17 protein-coding genes are annotated in these 18,354 nt (G+C 61.0%); 6 read left to right on the top strand and 11 right to left on the bottom strand.

The window, feature by feature from the left end; all coding sequences use genetic code 11:
* Both gltX and ACHZCU_RS11950 read right to left on the bottom strand, forming a co-directional pair.
* Positions 1 to 1,467 (bottom strand): glutamate--tRNA ligase, encoded by a 1,467-nt coding sequence (gene gltX / locus ACHZCU_RS11955; protein WP_106306518.1) that lies wholly within the window; start codon positions 1,465 to 1,467, stop codon positions 1 to 3.
* A 179-nt stretch (positions 1,468 to 1,646) separates the two neighbouring features.
* On the bottom strand, positions 1,647 to 2,432 hold the full coding sequence (locus ACHZCU_RS11950; protein WP_319518947.1) for a TerC family protein: 786 nt from the start codon (positions 2,430 to 2,432) through the stop codon (positions 1,647 to 1,649).
* A 268-nt stretch (positions 2,433 to 2,700) separates the two neighbouring features.
* Between ACHZCU_RS11950 and ACHZCU_RS11945 the strand changes: the two genes are divergently transcribed.
* Both ACHZCU_RS11945 and ACHZCU_RS11940 read left to right on the top strand, forming a co-directional pair.
* Positions 2,701 to 3,831 carry an HlyD family secretion protein gene (locus tag ACHZCU_RS11945; RefSeq protein ID WP_319518946.1) on the top strand — a complete coding sequence of 377 codons (1,131 nt, stop codon included), beginning with the start codon at positions 2,701 to 2,703 and terminating at the stop codon, positions 3,829 to 3,831.
* A gap of 71 nt (positions 3,832 to 3,902) precedes the next feature.
* On the top strand, positions 3,903 to 5,504 hold the full coding sequence (locus ACHZCU_RS11940; protein ID WP_394706053.1) for a DHA2 family efflux MFS transporter permease subunit: 1,602 nt from the start codon (positions 3,903 to 3,905) through the stop codon (positions 5,502 to 5,504).
* Positions 5,505 to 5,520: 16 nt separating this feature from the next.
* Here ACHZCU_RS11940 and ACHZCU_RS11935 read toward each other — a convergent pair whose 3' ends face one another.
* From ACHZCU_RS11935 to ACHZCU_RS11920, 4 genes are all read right to left on the bottom strand, one after another.
* Entirely contained in the window at positions 5,521 to 6,213 is a 693-nt protein-coding gene (locus tag ACHZCU_RS11935; protein ID WP_106306506.1) for a TetR/AcrR family transcriptional regulator, read from the bottom strand.
* 121 nt (positions 6,214 to 6,334) lie between these two features.
* Positions 6,335 to 7,324, bottom strand: coding sequence for an Hsp33 family molecular chaperone (locus ACHZCU_RS11930; protein ID WP_319518945.1), 990 nt, complete (start codon positions 7,322 to 7,324; stop codon positions 6,335 to 6,337).
* Between the two features lie 41 nt (positions 7,325 to 7,365).
* Positions 7,366 to 8,286: an ornithine carbamoyltransferase gene (gene argF / locus ACHZCU_RS11925; protein ID WP_319518944.1), complete on the bottom strand. Its 921-nt coding sequence runs from the start codon at positions 8,284 to 8,286 to the stop codon at positions 7,366 to 7,368.
* A 21-nt stretch (positions 8,287 to 8,307) separates the two neighbouring features.
* Positions 8,308 to 9,504: an aspartate aminotransferase family protein gene (locus tag ACHZCU_RS11920; RefSeq protein WP_106306497.1), complete on the bottom strand. Its 1,197-nt coding sequence runs from the start codon at positions 9,502 to 9,504 to the stop codon at positions 8,308 to 8,310.
* A 378-nt stretch (positions 9,505 to 9,882) separates the two neighbouring features.
* On the opposite strand from ACHZCU_RS11920, the gene ACHZCU_RS11915 reads away from it, so the two are divergent.
* Positions 9,883 to 10,449 carry a GcrA family cell cycle regulator gene (locus ACHZCU_RS11915; protein ID WP_106306494.1) on the top strand — a complete coding sequence of 189 codons (567 nt, stop codon included), beginning with the start codon at positions 9,883 to 9,885 and terminating at the stop codon, positions 10,447 to 10,449.
* 332 nt (positions 10,450 to 10,781) lie between these two features.
* Here the strand turns inward: ACHZCU_RS11915 and ACHZCU_RS11910 are convergent, their stop codons facing one another.
* Positions 10,782 to 11,381 (bottom strand): N-acetyltransferase, encoded by a 600-nt coding sequence (locus ACHZCU_RS11910; protein ID WP_319518943.1) that lies wholly within the window; start codon positions 11,379 to 11,381, stop codon positions 10,782 to 10,784.
* A 122-nt stretch (positions 11,382 to 11,503) separates the two neighbouring features.
* Positions 11,504 to 12,637: an ornithine/lysine decarboxylase gene (gene odc2, locus ACHZCU_RS11905; protein WP_319518942.1), complete on the bottom strand. Its 1,134-nt coding sequence runs from the start codon at positions 12,635 to 12,637 to the stop codon at positions 11,504 to 11,506.
* 531 nt (positions 12,638 to 13,168) lie between these two features.
* Between odc2 and ACHZCU_RS11900 the strand changes: the two genes are divergently transcribed.
* The 3 genes from ACHZCU_RS11900 (at position 13,169) to ACHZCU_RS11890 (ending at position 15,843) form a co-directional block, all read left to right on the top strand.
* Positions 13,169 to 14,083, top strand: a complete 915-nt coding sequence (locus ACHZCU_RS11900; RefSeq protein WP_106306485.1) for a LysR family transcriptional regulator — start codon at positions 13,169 to 13,171, stop codon at positions 14,081 to 14,083.
* Between the two features lie 66 nt (positions 14,084 to 14,149).
* A complete protein-coding gene (locus tag ACHZCU_RS11895) occupies positions 14,150 to 14,791 on the top strand; it encodes a DUF1007 family protein (RefSeq protein ID WP_394706052.1) in 642 nt (213 codons plus the stop codon).
* Complete coding sequence (locus tag ACHZCU_RS11890) at positions 14,782 to 15,843, top strand: nickel/cobalt transporter (RefSeq protein ID WP_394706051.1); 1,062 nt, start codon at positions 14,782 to 14,784, stop codon at positions 15,841 to 15,843. The genes ACHZCU_RS11895 and ACHZCU_RS11890 overlap by 10 nt, the downstream gene beginning before the upstream one ends.
* A gap of 5 nt (positions 15,844 to 15,848) precedes the next feature.
* Here the strand turns inward: ACHZCU_RS11890 and ACHZCU_RS11885 are convergent, their stop codons facing one another.
* Genes ACHZCU_RS11885 through ACHZCU_RS11875 form a run of 3 tightly spaced genes read right to left on the bottom strand, consistent with a single transcriptional unit; the run spans position 15,849 to position 18,249 of the window.
* Positions 15,849 to 16,760 carry a U32 family peptidase gene (locus ACHZCU_RS11885; RefSeq protein WP_106306475.1) on the bottom strand — a complete coding sequence of 304 codons (912 nt, stop codon included), beginning with the start codon at positions 16,758 to 16,760 and terminating at the stop codon, positions 15,849 to 15,851.
* 11 nt (positions 16,761 to 16,771) lie between these two features.
* Complete coding sequence (locus tag ACHZCU_RS11880) at positions 16,772 to 17,749, bottom strand: peptidase U32 family protein (RefSeq protein WP_319518941.1); 978 nt, start codon at positions 17,747 to 17,749, stop codon at positions 16,772 to 16,774.
* A complete protein-coding gene (locus ACHZCU_RS11875; RefSeq protein ID WP_394706112.1) occupies positions 17,740 to 18,249 on the bottom strand; it encodes an SCP2 domain-containing protein in 510 nt (169 codons plus the stop codon). The genes ACHZCU_RS11880 and ACHZCU_RS11875 overlap by 10 nt, the downstream gene beginning before the upstream one ends.
* Positions 18,250 to 18,354: the final 105 nt, after the last annotated feature.

Below are 18,354 nucleotides of genomic sequence, written 5' to 3'. Positions count from 1 at the left end.
TTACTTACCTGCTTCCTCTGCAACCATGCCCGCAACCACACCTTCGGCGACCTTCAGCCGCTGGCGTACCACGGCACGGCCAAGAACGGCCATGGAATCAAACAGCGGCAGCGAGCGCGACGAGCCGGACATGGCGACAAACAGCGGCGCGACGACGATGCGCAGCTTCTTGTCCATGTCCTCGGAAAGCTGGCGCAGCGCGCCCTCGACGGTTTCGGCATTCCACTCGACCAGCTTTTCCAGCACCGGCTGGACGGCCTTGAGAATTTCGAGGATTTCCGCCGGATTGGTCTTCTTGATCTTCGCAAAGGCCTGCGGCTCCGGCACCATGTCGGAGGCCAGCAGGAAACCCATCAGACCGGGCAGTTCGCCAAGCTTGCCGATGCGGCTCTGCGAAAGCTTCAGGCCGTCCTTCAGCCGGGCGTTTTCCGATGCCCAGGCGGCGACGCGAAGAATAAAGTCCTCTTCGGACAGTTTTTCGCGGATGAAACGGCCGTTCAGCCATTCAAGCTTCTGCGTGTCGAAAACGGCGCCGGCCTTGTTGAGATTATCGGCATCGAACTGTTCGATCAGTTCGGCCATATCCATCAGTTCCTCGCCCTCGGCGATCTGGATGAAGAACAGGCCGAGGAAGTTCATCAGCGCTTCCGGCAGGAAACCGAGCGCCGAATAATAGGAGATCGAGGTCGGGTTTTTCCGCTTCGACAGTTTCGACTTGTCGGGGTTCTTCATCAAGGGCAGATGGAAGAACTGCGGCGGCTCCAGCCCGAGATAGCGATAAAGCAGGATGTGCTTGGGCACCGAGGCCAGCCATTCCTCGCCGCGCGCCACATGGGTGATCTTCATCAGGTGGTCGTCGACGACATTGGCCATGTGGTAGGTCGGCATGCCGTCGCCCTTGAGGATGACCTGCATGTCGACAGCATCCCACGGGATTTCGACATCGCCGTAAACGCCATCGGTGAACTTGCAGGCGCCCTCTTCCGGGATTTTCATGCGGATCACATGCGGCTCGCCGGCGTCGATGCGGCTCTTCACCTCTTCCGCCTTCAGATGCATGCACAGCCCGTCATATTTCGGCGCACGGCCTTCGGCGCGCTGACCGGCGCGCATCAGCTCCAGCCGCTCCGGCGTGCAGAAGCACGGGAAGGCATGGCCGTCTTCAACCAGTTTGTCGACGAAGGGACGGTAGATGTCCTTGCGGTCGGACTGGCGGTAAGGCCCGTAAGGCCCGCCGACATCCGGGCCTTCCGCCCATTCAAGCCCACACCATTTGAGCGCGTCGAGAACGTTTTTCTCGAACTCGGGCGTCGAGCGGGTGGCATCCGTATCCTCGATACGCAGGATAAAGGTGCCGCCCATCTTCTTGGCGTAGAGATAGTTGAACAGTGCCGTATAGGCTGTGCCGACATGCGGTTCGCCGGTAGGCGAAGGCGCAATGCGCAGGCGGGGGCCGGTTGTCGTCATTATCATCGTCCATGCTGCCGGCCGGATCGCGTTTATCGTGAAGCAATGCACCCGGCCGAAAGAGTTTTTCGAATGCTGAATTTCATTGTCGGCCGCCGGGCATAATTCACCCGTGATCGAGGGCGGCTCTTCTGGCCTGCCTTAGGCCATATTCAACCCGTGGCGTCAAGCGCCAAGCCTTAATGGCTCGACCCGGAGGCTTCCGCAGCCGGATTTTCGCCCGCCATGGCCCGATCCAGCCGTCTTTTGCGGCGCGCCAGCATGTTGAGCAGTTCGACAAGGCCGGAAAAGGTCATTGCCGCATAGACATAGCCCTTGGGCACATGAAAACCGAGCCCGTCGGCAATCAGCGTGGTGCCGATCATCAGCAGGAAGGCAAGCGCCAGCATCACGATCGTCGGGTTTGCCTCGATGAAACGGGCAAGCGGGCCCGAGGCCACCAGCATCAGCGTCACCGCCACGATAACGGCGATCACCATGATCGGCAGATGGTCGGTCATGCCGACGGCGGTGATGATGCTGTCGATCGAAAACACCAGATCAAGCAGCAGGATCTGGAAGATGGCAGCAGTAAAGCCGGTCTTGACGGCACCGCCCACCAGCTCGCCGGGCTGCTCCTCGGGATCGACATTATGGTGAATTTCCTTGGTCGCCTTCCACACCAGAAACAGGCCGCCGGCAATCAGGATGATATCCTTCCATGAAAACCCATGGCCGAAAGCCTCAAACAGCGGCGTCGTCAGCTGCACGATCCAAGCGACAGTGCCCAGAAGCAAAAGCCTGAGCACCAGCGCCAGCCCAAGGCCGATACGCCGGGCATTGCGGCGCTGGCTTTCCGGCAGCTTGTTGGTGAGGATCGAGATGAAGACCAGATTGTCGATGCCGAGCACGACCTCCATGATGATCAGGGTGACAAGTGCCGCCCAGGCTTCGGGCAGGGTTGCCAGAGCAATCAGATCGGTCAATGCGGTCTCCTCTTATGCCCGGCAGGGGCGTTGTCTCGGGTTCGGCGCGGTTCATCGCCTGGCGCTGCATTCAAAACCTATAGCCACAAATCGTTGCCTGCACCATCAACGCCATTGCGCGATCCCGGTTCCACCCGCACGCGGGTTGACAGGGCGGCATACGAGGCGCATTAGCAAGCCTGCAAATCGAACTCTTCAGTTCGAAATAAGATCAGTCCGTTCATTCGCCGAACATCCTCCCCTGTTCAGCACAGAAAGGCCTTTCAGTATGAGCACCGAAAACGAGGGCAATCACGCTGGCCCCGCAGGCGAACCGGCGCAGAAGTCTGGTGGCGCGCGCAGGATCGTCTTTGCCGTCATCGGCCTTGCCATCATCGCCGGCGCCGGCTGGTTCGGCTATCAATGGTGGACCGAGGGTCGCTTCATCGTTTCTACCGACGATGCCTATATCGAAGGCGATATCGCGACGATTTCGCCGAAGGTTTCCGGTTATGTGGAAAGCGTCGAAGTGGCGAACAACCAGCGCGTCAAAAAGGGCGACCTTCTGGTCAAGATCGACGATGGCGACTACCAGAATGCGCTGTCACAGGCCGAAGCCCAGCTCAACGCCCAGAATGTCGCGCTGAAAGCAACGGAAGCGCAGATTGCCGGCGCCAAGGCGTCGCTTTCCCAGGCCAAGGCCAACCGCGCCGCGCTCGATCCGCAGATCGAAAATGCCAAAAGCGCCTTTCAGCGCGCCACGACGCTGAAGGACAAGGGCGCGGCCACGGTCGCGGCTTTCGATGATGCCAAGGCTCAGGTGGACCAACTCAAGGCACAGGTCGAAGCCGCCAATGCCGCAATCGAGGTCGCCCGGTCGAATATCACCACCGCCCAGGCACAGCTTGCACAGCAGCAGGCAGCCCTGAAGGAACGTCAGCTTGCCATTGATCTCGCCAAGCGCAATCTCTCCTTCACCGAGATCAAGGCGCCGTTCGATGGCGTCTTCGGCAACAGGAATGTTCAGGTCGGCGATCTGGTTTCCTCCGGCACCCGCCTCGGTGCGCTGGTGCCAACGGCAGACCTTTATGTCGTGGCCAATTTCAAGGAGACAGACCTTGACCGTCTGGGCATCGGTGAAAGCGTGCATGTCAGCGTCGATGCCTTCGAGGATGATGATTTCACCGGCAAGGTCGTGTCGTTCTCGCCAGCCTCGGGCGCGGTGTTCGCGCTGCTGCCGCCGCAAAATGCGACCGGCAATTTCACCAAGGTGGTCCAGCGCATTCCGGTACATATCTCGATTCCGCAGGACATGCTCGACAAGGGCTATCTGAAGGCCGGGCTTTCGGTGACCGCAAGAGCCGACAGCCGCACAGCGCCGGACGGCACGCTCGGCAAGGTCGTCACCGACAATCACTGACCGGCGGAACGGCGGCGGGCCTGTGCCGCAGCACCCCCGCCATTCGTCCATTGCGAGCGGACATCTGAACCATGATAGAGACTGCCGAAAGCAAAGAGCATAGCGGGGAAGCACCTGCCGGAGCCCCGGCAGTGCCCTCCGATCATGTCAGCGGTCGCACCTGGGCGGCCTTCATCGTCATGGCCTTCGGCATGTTCATGGCCATCCTCGACATCCAGATCGTCGCTTCCGCCCTGACAGACATTCAGGCCGGCATCTCGGCCAGCGCCGACGAAATCGCCTGGGTCCAGACATCCTACCTGATTGCCGAAGTGATCATGATCCCGCTGTCGGGCATTCTGGCGCGGATCTTTTCCACGCGCGTGGTGTTCTCGGTCTCCGCCGCAGCATTCACGGCCTGCAGCGCGTTGTGCGCGACAGCCACCTCGATCGACCAGATGATCATCTACCGGGCGCTGCAGGGCTTCATGTCGGGCGGCATGGTGCCGGCGGTCTTTGCCGTGGCGTTTACCGCCTTTCCGCCGTCCAAACGCTCAACCGTGATCCCGGTTGTCGGCCTCGTGGCAACCATGGCACCGACCATCGGTCCGACCGTCGGCGGTTATCTCGTCGATGCCTTCTCCTGGCACTGGCTGTTTCTCGTCAATGTCGTGCCCGGCATTCTGGTCGCGATCGGCGCCTGGCTGCTGATCGACTTCGACCGACCCGACTATTCGATCATGAAGCATTTCGACTGGATCGGCCTCATCGCCATGGCGCTGTTTCTGGGCTCGCTCGAATATTTCCTCGAAGAGGGCAATATCGAGGGCTGGTTCCAGGCCGATGTCATCCGCTACGCCTTCGTGGTGATGGTGATCGCCGGCGTCGCGTTCTTCTACCGCTCCTTTACCAGCCGCTATCCGGTGGTCGAACTCAGGGCCTTCGGCAATTTCAACTTCGCCGTCGGCTCGATCTTCTCGTTTTCGCTCGGCATCGGGCTTTACGGCCTCGTCTATCTGTTCCCGCTCTATATGGCCCGTATCCGCGGTTATGACGCGCTGATGATCGGCGAGACGATGTTCGTGACCGGCGCTTTCATGATGGCGACAGCGCCCTTTGCCGGCATGCTGCAGAACAAGCTCGATCCGCGCGTGATGATGGGCATCGGTCTCGGCCTGTTCGCACTGTGCACCTGGCAGATGACCCACATCACCGCCGAATGGGACTACTGGGAACTGTTCTGGCCGCAGGCCGGGCGCGGCGTGGCGCTGATGATCTCGATGATCCCGGTTTCCAACATCGCGCTCGGAACGCTGCCGCAGGAAGACGTCAAGAATGCCTCCGGCCTGTTCAACCTGACCCGCAATCTCGGCGGCGCGGTCGGTCTTGCAATCATCAACACGCTTTTGAGCCGCCGCGACGATTTCCACTATGATCGTCTCGCCGAAACCGTGGATGCGGCAAGCCGCACGACACAGGAATGGGTCGGAACACTCAGCGGGCTTTATTCCAGCCACGGTCTCGACGGTGAAAAGGCGGCCCTGCTGCAACTGGGCCAGATGGTCTCTCAACAGGCCTGGCTGCTGGCCTTCATCGATGTCTTCGTGCTGCTGACAGTGCTGTTTTCCTTCCTGACCGTGTGCAGCTTTCTGGTGCGCAAGCCACAGGAGGGCGCCGGCGGCGGCGGCCACTGAGGTTTCGAAAAAAAGATCAGGCGCGGGCGGCGTATCCGCTCAAAAACAGCGCAACGGCGTTATCCGCCATTTCAACAAGTTCCGCTTCGCTCGGCGGGGCTTCCATCAGACCGAACAGACGGCGCTTCCACAAATGCCCGGTGGAAAGCTCGAGAAGCTGGATGGCGGCAAGGCGCGGATCTTCGGCCCGAAGCTCGCCGAGCCGGGTCCGTTCGGCAACGAAATCGCTTACCGTATCCACCAGATTGTCGGGATGATCACCGAAAAACGAACGCACGAGTTCAGGAAAACGCTCGGCAACCCCGATGGCAATCCGCATCGCCTTGACCGTCTCCTCGCAGGTCATGCCGGAGGCAAGGCGTATCGAAAAGCGCTTCAGGATGTCCTCGATGGGGCCTTCGGCATTCAGCGTGGCGCGCAGATCCTCGAAAATCACCTGCTTGGCTTCGAGGATGATGGTCTGGAACAGTTCGCCCTTGTTTTCAAAATAGACGTAGATCGTGCCTTTTGAAACGCCTGCCGCGCGGGTGATATCGTTCATGCTGGCAGCATCGAAGCCGACATTCATGAACACCTGCCGGGCGCCCTCCAGTATCTGCTGCCGCTTGGCCGGGTCCTCGCCGGCCGCATGCCGCCCCATGCGCCGCAACGCATGCCGTTTCGGCTCATCGCGCCGACAGAACCTGCTTTTCGAAGTTGCAAAACCCATTTCAACCCACTCGCCGGCGCACCGAAAGAAATGCGCCGTCAGCCTTTCACGTTTCCCCTAGGGATACGCTGAGGCCCGGCGCATTTCAATCAATTAGTGAACTGTCCGGTTCGATTGAATCTCAATCGTCGCGGACATCCTGCGGTGTGTAGACATAGGGTGTCGAGCAGAATTCGCAGGTCACCGTAATCTTGCCGTCTTCGGTGCTGTCGTCGATTTCCTCGGCGGTGAAGCCCTTGAGCACGCCCAGAATACGCTCCCGCGAGCAGCTGCAGCGGTCATAGACCTGCTGCGCCGGATAAACCGTCACACCGCGTTCGTGGAACAGGCGGTAGAGCAGGCGTTCGGCGCCCACTTCCGGATCGGTCATCTCATCGAGGTCGATGGTCTCGACAAGGGCCTGCGCCTCCGTCCACGCGTCGTCGGGCGCATGGGAAAGCTGGCCATCATCGCCATCGCCGCCGTGAAGATCGGGCTGGCGCATGCGGTCGGGCTCTTCAGGCAGAAACTGGGCGACCAGACCGCCGGCCCGCCAGCGTTCGCGCGGCTGCCCGTCTTCGTCACGATCCAGCAGTTTGGCGACACCAAGCCGGACGGCCGTCGGGATCTGCTCCGACTGCCGGAAATAACCCATGGCGATATCTTCAAGCGAGCTGCCGTCGAGCTGCACGATGCCCTGATAGGGCTGCATATAACTGCCCTGATCGATGGTGAAGGCAAGAACGCCGCTGCCGAGCAATTGCTCGGGCGCGGCCATGCCGGCCGTCACGGCAGCTCGCAATGCCTCGTCATTGAAACGGGCATAGCCCCTGAGCGCATCCGGCGTCGAAAAATCGGCAACCAGAAGGTCGACAGGTCCGTCGCTCTTGGTCTGAACCGTGAACTTGCCTTCAAACTTCAGCGATGTCCCGATCAGCGCCGTCAGCACCACCACTTCGGCAAGTAGCCGGGCAACGGGCTCGGGATATTCATGGCGCGTCAGGATGGCGTCAAGCAGCGGCCCGAGCTGGACCGTGCGGCCGCGCACATCGAGCGCATCCACCTGGAAGGGCACAACCATGTCATCTCCGGCGAAACCGAGTTCGCCGAGTTGCTTTTCCAAATCCTGCATAATCTGTCTCCTTCGCCCCGTTTCAGGGGGCGGCCGGTGGCTCAGTCGATTGCGCCGAGGCACCAGGCCAGTACGGATTTCTGGGCATGAAGCCGGTTTTCGGCCTCATCGAACACGACCGATTGCGGCCCGTCCATCACCTCGTCAGTCACTTCCTCGCCGCGATGCGCCGGCAGGCAGTGCATGAAGATCGCATCATCATTGGCACGCGCCATCAGCTCGGCGTTGACCTGGAACGGCTGGAACACATTATGTCCGCGCGCCTTGTGTTCCTGGTTCATCGAGACCCAGGTATCGGTCACCACGCAATCGACACCCGCAACCGCGTCCGCGGCACTTTCGAAAAAGGTCACTTCAGCACCTTCCTTGCGCGCCCAGTCGACAAAGCGGCTTTCCGGTTCCGAACCCGGCGGAACGGCAATGTTCATGCGGTATTTGAACCGCGCCGCCCCTTCGAGGAAGGAATGCAGCACATTGTTGCCGTCGCCGGTCCAGGCAATGGTCTTGCCGGCCACCGGCCCCAGATGCTCCTCGAAGGTCTGCAGATCGGCCATGATCTGGCAGGGATGAGTGGCATCGGTCAGCCCGTTGATCACCGGCACGCTCGCATATTCGGCCAGTTCCAGAAGCCGCGAGTGGTCGGTGGTGCGGATCATGATTGCATCGACATAACGCGACAGCACCCGGGCGGTATCGCCGATGGTTTCGGCGCGGCCAAGCTGCATGTCCTTGCCGGACAGCACCAGCGTATCGCCGCCAAGCTGACGCATGCCGATATCGAACGACACGCGGGTGCGCGTCGACGGTTTTTCGAAGATCATCGCCAGCACCTTGCCGGCAAGCGGCTTGTCGGCGGTGCCCGCCTTCTGCGCGGTCTTGCGCGTGGCCGCGTGATCAAGGATATCCCGCAGCGCGGTTGCCGAAACGGCGGAGAGATCGAGAAAATGTCTCGGAGAGGACATGGAACTACTCTTTCTAATGCTTTAGGCAGACCGGGCGGGCGAAACGGACAGTTTCGCTGCAGCGCGCGAAAGCCGCGCAAGGCCTTCCCGGACTTCTTCGTCACTGACGGTGAGCGGCGGCAGCATGCGCACGACATTGTCGCCGGCGGGAACCGAGAGCAGTTTCTCGTCACGCATCGCCTCGGCCAGCGCGCCGGCCGGCACCTTGGCCTTGACGCCGACCATCAGGCCCTCGCCGCGGATCTCCTCGATCACATCGGGATAGCTGTCTTTCAGTTCGGCAAGGCCCTGGCGGAATAAAAGTCCCATCTGCCGAACATGCTCGAGAAACCCGTCTTCCAGAACCACATCGAGAACCGCGTTGCCGACGGCCATGGCCAGCGGATTGCCGCCGAATGTCGTACCATGCACGCCGGGCACCATGCCGGATGCGGCTTCGTCGGTGGCAAGGCATGCGCCGACGGGAAAGCCGCCGCCGATCCCCTTGGCAATCGCCATGATATCCGGGGCAACGCCGGTCTGCTCATAGGCAAACAGGGTTCCCGTCCGTCCGACGCCGGTCTGCACCTCGTCGAAAATCAGCAGCAGCCCCTGTTCATCGCAAAGGGTGCGCAGAGCCTGAAGGAAGGCCTTGTCGACCGGGCGAACACCGCCCTCACCCTGGATCGGCTCGATCAGGAGTGCGGCCGTGGTTTCGCTGACCGTTTCTTTCAGAAGATCGATATCGCCGGGCGGGATCTGGACGAACCCCGGCGCCTTCGGGCCGAAACCTTCCATGTATTTCGCCTGCCCGCCGGCAGCAATCGTTGCCAGCGTACGGCCGTGGAACGCGCCCTCGAAAGAGATGATGTCGATCCTTTCGGGGTTTCCCTTGGCAAAATGATAACGCCGCGCGGTCTTGATCGCGGTTTCAAGCGCTTCCGCACCCGAATTGTTGAAGAACACCTTGTCGGCGAAAGTGGCCTCGGTCAGCCGTTCGGCAAGCCTTTCCTGACCCGAGACCTGATAGAGGTTCGAGACATGCCAGAGCTTTTCGGCCTGATCCTTCAGTGCGTCCACCAGATGCGGATGGGCGTGACCAAGCGAATTTACGGCAACGCCGGCGGCAAAATCGAGATATCGCTCGCCCCTGTCCGTGACAAGCCAGACGCCTTCGCCGCGCTCGAACCGGAGCGGTATTCTGGCGAAGGTGTTGAACAGCGGCGATGTTCCGGACATGATGATTAAACTCCCGGCAAGGAAAGATGCCAGCCTTTTGGGTCTGTGGCGGTTGTTAAAATTAAAAATGCCGCCTCGAGCGGCGGCTGGCCGTATATTGTCATCTCCAACCTCAATGTCAACAAATGCAGTGCAGCGCAGCACATTGCTGCGAGCGGCATATGACAAATGCGAAAAACACCAAGTTGGGGAAAACCCCGAAAAAGGATTCCGGCGATTCGCTGTCGCCTTGCCACGATAGTGCCATCGGCCTAACTTACGTCCAACAGAATACTGCAGGCGGCGGATCTGATTACCCGGATTGGCGACACTTTCCTGTTTCGGAGACATTCCGGAGCATGGTGGTTGATTCCGCCCGCAAACAGCCGGAGACAAGGCATGAGCTGGACAGACGAGCGTGTTGAAAAACTCAAACAACTCTGGTCCGAAGGGCTGAGCGCGAGCCAGATCGCCAATCAGCTCGGCGGCGTGAGCCGAAACGCGGTCATCGGCAAGGTGCACCGTCTGGCCCTGCCCGGACGCGCCAAGAGCGGCGGAAGCGCACCTTCTGCGGCAACCCGTGCAACGGCCCGCAACACGACACCGCCGCGTGCACCGAATTTTGCGTCCCGCGCCGGCGGCCGCAAGCCGTCGGACACACCCGTATCCACATCGACCGGCAGCGCGCCGCGCACCGCAGGCGCGACCGCGCTGAAACAGGAAGTCGTTGCCGAAGCGGAAGCCGCCCCGGAACAGAAGACCGCGCCCGACAACAATGTCGTGCCGATCATGCGCAAGATCGCGCTGACCGACCTCACCGAGCAGACCTGCAAATGGCCGGTCGGCGACCCGACCCAGGAAGACTTCTATTTCTGCGGCTGCGAGTCCCCGGAAAACAGCCCCTACTGCAAATACCACGCAAAGCTTGCCTATCAGCCGGTCAGCGAACGGCGCCGGGCCAGCTGATCAGCGCTCGCTGAAAAGGCAATACGAAAAGACCCTCATGGCAACGCCCTGAGGGTCTTTTTTAGTTGAAAACAAGCTGCTCCATCCTCTTTCGTCACCCTCGGGCTTGACCCGAGGGTCTAAGCACGCATGAACGCGACAAGCGTATCGGGAAAGTCAATTTAAAACAATCTATTACGGACCACTAACGCCGCTCGTGCTGAGCGGTGGTTAGATCCTTGGGACAAGCCCAAGGATGACGTCCGTAAAAAGGATAGGCTTGTCAGCAAACTCACCCTGGCGGCAATACCGTGAGGGTCTTTTGTTTTGTCCGATATGCGGTTGCCCGGCACTCAGGCCGCACGGCGCAGCGGCTTGGCCCGGGCCGACGGCGCGCGAGCACCGCTGGCGACGAGAACGCCGGCAGCACCGGCAAGCCATCCCTGTTCAAGCTCAAGGCCGAGAAAACGCCGGCGCTCGAACGGGCCGGGCATGACGAGTTGCTCCGCCTTGTCGGCAGAAAAGCCGAAGCGCTGGTAGTATTCCGGATCGCCGACCAGCAGGATTGCGCCATGGCCACGGGCTTCAGCGGCTGCAATCGCCGCCCGCATCAAAGCCGAGCCGACGCCCATGCCGCCTGCGGCAGGGTCAACAGCGAGCGGGCCAAGCAGAAGCGCCGAAACCGCACGGCCGGATGCATCGACACCGGCATCAACATGCCAGAGCCGGACCGTGCCGATCAGCGCGTCGTTCCGATCACGCGCGACAAGCGCGAGACCTTCGGCCGGCAACCGGTTGCGGCGCAGCTTTTCCGACGATTTTTTCCGGCGCATCGGCCCCATGGCGCGATCGAGCAGGTTTTCACGCGAAACGACATCGAAAGCGGCCTCTTCACAGATCGTGAAAGCCGGCGCATCAGCGAAAACGACATTGTCCTGAAAGAAAGGGGCCATCAGCCAAATCCCCCAAAAAATCAGCCTCAAGGACCGGCAGCGGCAGCCGCGCCGGCGTGATACCGGGACTGCGGCCGCAGGGAGGGCCGCAGTCCCACTTCACACCCGTCATCTGAAGGTCTTCAGATCACGTAAGACTTGAGTGGTTCGAAGCCGTTGAAGGCGACGGAAGCATAGGTCGTGGTATAGGCACCCGTCCCCTCGATCAGAACCTCGTCACCGATCGTCAGCGTGATCGGCAGCGGATACATGTTCTTCTCGTACATCACGTCGGCACTGTCGCAGGTCGGACCGGCCAGAACGCAGGGCTCCATCTCGTCGCCGTCACGCTCGGTGCGGATCGGGTAGCGGATCGCCTCGTCCATGGTTTCGGCGAGACCGCCGAACTTGCCGATATCGAGGAACACCCAGCGATGCGCGTCCTCGTCCGACTTCTTGGAAACCAGAACGACTTCCGACTTGATGACGCCGGCATTGCCGACCATGCCGCGACCGGGCTCGATGATCGTCTTCGGCAACTGGTTACCGAAATGGCGCGACAGCGCTGCGAAGATCGCCTGGCCGTAGGCTTCAGCCGTCGGCACATCACGCAGATACTTGGTCGGGAAACCGCCGCCCATATTGACCATCTGCAGGTAGATGCCCTGCTTGGCCAGCTGTGCGAAAACCCGCTTTGCGTCCGCAAGCGCTGCATCCCAGGCTTCGAGCTTGGTCATCTGCGAGCCGACATGGAAGGAAACGCCGTAGCTTTCCAGACCCAACTGATGGGCATAGACCAGCACATCGACAGCCATCGGCGGAACGCAGCCAAACTTGCGCGACAGCGGCCACTCGGCACCTTCGCCATCAGTCAGAACGCGGCAGAACACCTTGGCGCCGGGGGCGGCGCGGGCGATCTTTTCGACTTCCTCATGGCAATCGACAGCAAAAAGGTTGACGCCGAGCGCATGAGCGCGGGCAATATCGCGCTCCTTTTTGATGGTGTTTCCATAGGAAATACGCTCGGCGCCAGCGCCGGCCTCCAGGACCATTTCGATTTCGGCCACGGAGGCGCAATCGAAGTTGGATCCGAGACTGGCGAGAAGCTCAAGGATCTGCGGCGCGGGGTTGGCCTTGACCGCATAGTAGATGGCGCTGTCGGGCAGCGCGCGGCGGAATGCGGTGTAGTTGTCGCGCACGACTTCGCGATCGACAACCAGGCAAGGGCCTTCGGGACGGCGGGTCTTGAAGAATTCCGCGATACGTTCGGTGGTCATGGTAACCCCCTTCTTTCGAAGCAATGACCCTGACGCTAGGGTCGACAAAGGGCGCATCGACCCGCGCACGAACCCGGCCGGTGGAGACCCCGGGGACCGTTTGCGGCGACCGCTCAAGTTTGAACAAGCCCGTTCAGGGACTCGTCCGGCTTTGTCTGCCTTGGATTGGAGGGATATCCCAACCGCACTTCCGGCAATGATGGTATGTGCCTCTTTAGTACCCCGGCTGTTGGAGAGCCGGGAGACACCAGAAAGGCCCGCACCGTCGTTGCTTCAAGATGTCCTCGCTTGACCGGTTGGCCGGGGAAGCGACTGGAGGGGTTAATTCCAGGTACCTTACCGAGTTCCTCACCATTCGAGGGTTCGGCGGACACCCACAGGCACGCGCGACTTTGGGCAAGCGGACAGATATGCAAAACCCACTTGAAAATCAAGTGGGCGGACCCCAAAATCCTCCTGCAATCGATCGCATTCGTGCTATCTGTTTGACAAAACTCAAACAAAATTTTCCGCCAGCCAACAGGAGCGGTTATGGACACCTTGACGCGAATGCGCGCCTTTATCGATGTGGTCGAAGCCGAGGGGTTTTCGGCCGCCGCCCGCAAGACCGGGCGTTCGAAGGCGCTGTTATCAAAATATGTACGCGAACTCGAAGACGATCTCGGCGTCCTGCTGCTGAACCGCACCACACGGCAGTTTTCCCTGACGGAGGCCGGCCACATCTATTTCCGCCGCGCAGCCGATATCGTTCAGGAGGTCGATAACCTCTCCGACGCCGTGCGCGCCAACAATACCGACCTGCGCGGCAGGCTTCGCGTTTCCGTGCCCCGCACCTTTGTCGATGCCCCGGCCGGCCAGTCGCTGATCGATTTTGCCACAGCCCACAGCGACCTGACACTGGAGATCGTTGCCGAGGACCGTTTCGTCGATCTGGTCGAGGAGGGCTATGATGTCGCAGTGCGCATCACCACGCTCGAGGACTCGACCATGATCGCGCGCAAGCTTGCCGACTCGATCAACCGGGTCTGCGCCTCGCCTGCGTTCATCGCCAGTCTGGACAAGCCGCTCGAAAAGCCGGCGGATATTGCCCACCTTCCGGTGATCATCGACACCAACCCGAAAGCCTTCAACACCATGCGGTTCAGGAACCCGGAAGACGGCACCGCCTTCAGCGTGCCGATCCAGGGACCGATCGAGGTCAATTCGCCGATGGTCACCATGCGTGCGGCCGTCTCCGGCCTCGGTATCGCCCTGCTGCCGGATTTCGTTGCCCGCCGGGCGATCGACAGCGGCGAACTGGTGCCGCTTTTCGATGAATACCGCCCGCAACATTCCGGCATTTATGCGGTTTTTCCCCACAGACGCTATCTTCCGGTGAAGGTCCGCTCCTTCGTCGATTTTCTGTCGCAATGGTTCAGGCAAAACGACTATCAAAAAAATCAGTAAGCACGTTTCTGACTCAATCATCATTTATGGACATAACGGTCAACACCGCGGACCGGGGGAAGCGAATTGAAATTGAAAGCCGCGTTTTACGGCCTCTTGCTTGCCGCAGGGACTGCTGCCCCTGCGCTCGCGCATCCGCATGTCTTCGTCGATGCCCGGCTTGAGGTGGTCGCCGATGACGACGGCAATGTCACGGCGCTGCAGAATGTCTGGCGTTTCGACGAATTCTTCTCCTCCTCCGTCATTCTCGATTACGACGCCAATCTCGACAATCAGCTGACCGGCGACGAGCTGACCGATATCGGCGAAACCGTGCGCCAGTCGCTTGCCGAATACAATTACTACACGCAGATCACCGCCGATGGCGAGGACGTGAAGCTTGCCAAGCCCGATGTCATTCATGCCGACATGGTCGACGGGCAATTGCTGCTGTTTTTTGCCGCAAAGCCGGAAAATCCACTGCCGCTGTCGGGCCATCTGACCTTCGGCGTCTATGATCCGACGATGTACACCGCAATCGATTTCCGCAACGATAGCGACCTGGTGACCCAGGGCGATGCCTTCGACAAATGCACGAAAACCGTGCTGCGGCCGGATGCGGACGAAATCCTTTCGGAAAACGCCAACAGTCTGACCGACGCGTTCTTCAACGACCCGACCGACATGAGCAAGCTGTTCGCCACCAAGCTGGATATAACATGCGACTAGCCCGTCCCCTCCTCGCCACGCTTTTTATGGTCCTCGCCTTTGTCGCCGGCGCCAAATTTGCTGCCGCCCAGTCCCCGCTCGGCATCGGCGCGTCGGAACCATCCTTCTCCTCCTCCATCGGCCCGCTGCAAAGCGTGCTGATCACCGTAAACCACTACCAGCAGCAGTTTTACCGGGCGCTGACTGCAGCATTGAAGGCGATGCAGGATGATCCTTTCAAGATGCTGGGGCTGGTGGGGCTTTCCTTTGCCTATGGCGTGTTTCACGCCGCCGGACCCGGCCATGGCAAGGCGGTGATTTCGTCCTACATGATCGCCAACGAGACAGAGTTGAAGCGCGGAATCCTGATCTCGCTGCTGTCGTCATTGGCACAGGGGATCATGGCCATACTTCTGGTGGGAACGGCCTATCTTTTACTGCGCGGCACCGCCGTTTCCATGGGCGACGCCACGCTGTTCATGGAACGGGCAAGCTTCCTGCTGATCGCGGGCTTCGGCGCCTGGCTGGTTTTCACCAAGTCACGCCCGCTGTTTTCAGGCGGGCATGCCCATGCAGCCGTTGCCGCAGGACCGGCCGGCGAACACCATCATGCCCATGATCATGCGGCAGATGCCCATCATCATCATGCCCATGCTGAACACGACCACAGCCACCATGACCATGTTCACGGGCCCGATTGCGGCTGTGGCCACGCACACATGCCCGAACCTTCAACGCTCGGCGGCAGGCGTTTCGACTGGAGAAGCGCCGGCGCGGCGATCCTCGCCATCGGCATGCGTCCCTGCTCCGGCGCGCTGATCGTGCTGACCTTCGCGCTGTTGAACGGCCTGATCCTCGGCGGCATCACCTCGGTCTTCGCCATGGCGATCGGCACGGCGATCACCGTATCGGCACTCGCCATCATTGCCGTTTCCGCCAAGGGTCTTGCCGTCCGGCTCGCCGGCCCCGGCTCCGGTCGCGCAATGGCCATCGGCCGCACCATCGAGATCGGCGGTGCGGTTCTGGTCATGCTGATGGGGCTGACGCTGTTTGCCGCCTCGATGGCCGGCTAACGGCTTCAGTCTCCGGCTCCAGCCGCCACGAAGGCCGCCCCTTCCTTGCCATAGAGAAACCCGTTGGACAGCGGGGCCTGGGGATAGATCGCGTTCAGCCGCGCCTTGCCGGCTTGCACGTCGAGCTGGCCGTCAAGCACATCGCGATAGACCCTTGCCACGGCCACCATGTCGCAATCCTGCGGCGACAGGCGGAAGCGGTTGATGCCGGCGCGCCTCAACTCGTCCAGTTCGCCAAGCAGGGCCTGACAGGTGTGCGACATGGTCTGAACGCCGTTGAGGCTGAGGAAGGGCTGGCGATCAAGCGTGCGGACATCGAGACCGTCAGGCTCTTCCGCGCAGACAAACATGCAATTATCCTTGATCTTGCCCTTGGAGCGCGCATGGGCGCATCGCGCCGAAATCGCAAGCGGCACCCGGCCGAAGGCGAAGACCTCCAGTTCAACGCCGGGATCGCCGGCGGCGATCGCCGCAATCGAGTTCATCGGCAGTTCGGGCGGCAGGCAGAGCGCGGTCGCACCCCGCGTCTTCAGCAATCTGGCCGTGGCGGCGTTATAGACACTGACCAGCGGTCCCACCGTATGGGGACGGCTGTCGAGATACATGAAGGCGGAAAGGTCATTCACCTCGATCAGCCGCTCGCTCTCGGCGGCAACGGCGCGCAGCTTCTTGGTCTCGCGCATCAGCGTCACCAGCGCATAGGTGGAGATGACGACTTCCTTGCCGGCCGCCTCCAGCCGCTCGGCCACTTCGTCCATATAGGGGTCGATGAAATGCTGACGCTTGGAGCAGACCGTCTCGCCGATAATGACGCGGGAGACCGGCGCCTCATCGGCGATGCGGAAATAGAAGTCGCGCCATTTCGGGCCGTCCCAGAGATAGTAGACCGGGCCGAGCGTGAGTTGCGTGCTGATCATCCTATTCTCCCTTATCGCCATTTCTTTTCATAAGCGCCCGACGTCGTCTTCTGCCCTTCCGACAGGCCACGAAGCCCGGCCAGCAATACCGCCCGGCGCTCCGGATCGGCATCAAGCGCGGCCTTGAGCGTCGAAACGACTTCGGCGACATAGGCCTTGCCGCGCTGGCGCCCTTCGATTTTCAGCGCCGACACCCCGGCTTCGCGCAGTGCATCGATTTCGCTCATCACATCGAGCGAAACCGGGTCCTCGAAGGCATAGCCACAGGCCTCGCCGATATCGAACCGGCCCTTGCAGAGCGTCGGGTAACCGGCAGGCTCTCCCTGACCGAAGCGGTTGATCGTATAACCGCCGAGTTCGGAGACCATCTCATTGCCTTCGCGGCGGTAGCGCACATGGCTTGCCGGCGAGCAGACGCCGTTCATGTTGGGCGACTTGCCGGTGGCATAGGAAGACAGCGCGCAGCGCCCTTCCGCCATCACGCAAAGCCCGCCAAAGACGAAAACCTCGATCTCGCATTTCACGGCCTTGGAAATCTTGGCAATATCGGCAATCGTCAACGTGCGCGGCAGAACCACGCGCTTGGCGCCGAAAGCCTCGACCAGAAAGCTGATCGCATCCGCATTGGACGCCGACGCCTGAACTGAAACATGCAGGCGCTGTTCGGGCAGGTTTTCCGCGACATAGGCCATCAGCCCCATATCCGCCAGGATCAGGGCATCGGCGCCGAGCCGCGAGGCATCCCGCGCGCCCTGATACCAGACCTCTTCGGCGCCTGCGCGCATGAAGGTATTGAGCGCGACAAGCACTTTCGCGCCATGCCCGTGGGCATAGGCAATCGCCTCGCCCAGCTCCTCCCGGGAAAAATTCAGGCCCGGGAAATTGCGGGCATTGGTTTCATCACGAAAGCCGCAATAGACGGCGTCCGCGCCAGCATCGACGGCAGCGCGAAAGGCGGACGGTGTTCCCGCCGGGCAGATCAACTCCATGAATGCGGCTCCTCGAACAGGACCTTGCCGCGAATGCGCGCGGCCGTGCGGGCAACAACCGGAGCGAACGGGCCCGCAAGCGTGGAAAGGTCGCTCGGCAGGTCGATCTCGCAATCATCAAGCGCGTTTCTCAGCGCCAGCATGGCCTCCATGTCGCCCGAGATAGCCAGATCGCGCGAAAAGAACAGCGCATCGCCGTCCAGTCGCCCTTCCATCAGCGCCAGAAGCATGAAGAAAGGACCTTCGACGGAAGCATCGGCGCCATCTTCCGCATCGCCGCGCAATACGGTGACTTCTTCCTCTGCCGGCGCGACGACAAAGACGAAGGGAAGATCGATCGGCCGGAACGCATAGCGTTTGGCCTTGTGTTCGCCCAGACGTTCGAAAAGGCCGGGATGGCGGCGCATCAGCCGTTGCAGCAGCATGTTGGCGGTGCGCTCGGCAATCGGGACCGGCACAAGATCGAACGGGATGGCGAGTGCTGGCGGAAGTCTCATCAGTTCTGCCTTTTGTTAAGCCTTGATGGCTGCAAACTATCGGCAGAGGCGGCACTGCGATTTGAGCTAGCGCAAAGACCACCGCTTTTGCGAACGTCAATGAAAGCA

The sequence above is a fragment of the uncultured Martelella sp. genome (genome assembly GCF_963677965.2).
In the GTDB taxonomy this organism is placed as follows: domain Bacteria; phylum Pseudomonadota; class Alphaproteobacteria; order Rhizobiales; family Rhizobiaceae; genus Martelella; species Martelella mangrovi.
Note: the sequence above shows the minus strand (reverse complement) of the source record. Positions and strands in the feature narration are given on the sequence as shown.

Bases quoted from the DNA above. Each gene is read 5' to 3' on its own strand.
- gltX (WP_106306518.1), bottom strand. From the start codon at position 1,467: ATGACGACAACCGGCCCCCGCCTGCGCATTGCGCCTTCGCCTACCGGC.
- ACHZCU_RS11945 (WP_319518946.1), top strand. From the start codon at position 2,701: ATGAGCACCGAAAACGAGGGCAATCACGCTGGCCCCGCAGGCGAACCG.
- ACHZCU_RS11940 (WP_394706053.1), top strand. From the start codon at position 3,903: ATGATAGAGACTGCCGAAAGCAAAGAGCATAGCGGGGAAGCACCTGCC.
- ACHZCU_RS11935 (WP_106306506.1), bottom strand. From the start codon at position 6,213: ATGGGTTTTGCAACTTCGAAAAGCAGGTTCTGTCGGCGCGATGAGCCG.
- ACHZCU_RS11930 (WP_319518945.1), bottom strand. From the start codon at position 7,324: ATGCAGGATTTGGAAAAGCAACTCGGCGAACTCGGTTTCGCCGGAGAT.
- argF (WP_319518944.1), bottom strand. From the start codon at position 8,286: ATGTCCTCTCCGAGACATTTTCTCGATCTCTCCGCCGTTTCGGCAACC.
- ACHZCU_RS11920 (WP_106306497.1), bottom strand. From the start codon at position 9,504: ATGTCCGGAACATCGCCGCTGTTCAACACCTTCGCCAGAATACCGCTC.
- ACHZCU_RS11915 (WP_106306494.1), top strand. From the start codon at position 9,883: ATGAGCTGGACAGACGAGCGTGTTGAAAAACTCAAACAACTCTGGTCC.
- ACHZCU_RS11910 (WP_319518943.1), bottom strand. From the start codon at position 11,381: ATGGCCCCTTTCTTTCAGGACAATGTCGTTTTCGCTGATGCGCCGGCT.
- odc2 (WP_319518942.1), bottom strand. From the start codon at position 12,637: ATGACCACCGAACGTATCGCGGAATTCTTCAAGACCCGCCGTCCCGAA.
- ACHZCU_RS11900 (WP_106306485.1), top strand. From the start codon at position 13,169: ATGGACACCTTGACGCGAATGCGCGCCTTTATCGATGTGGTCGAAGCC.
- ACHZCU_RS11890 (WP_394706051.1), top strand. From the start codon at position 14,782: ATGCGACTAGCCCGTCCCCTCCTCGCCACGCTTTTTATGGTCCTCGCC.
- ACHZCU_RS11885 (WP_106306475.1), bottom strand. From the start codon at position 16,760: ATGATCAGCACGCAACTCACGCTCGGCCCGGTCTACTATCTCTGGGAC.
- ACHZCU_RS11880 (WP_319518941.1), bottom strand. From the start codon at position 17,749: ATGGAGTTGATCTGCCCGGCGGGAACACCGTCCGCCTTTCGCGCTGCC.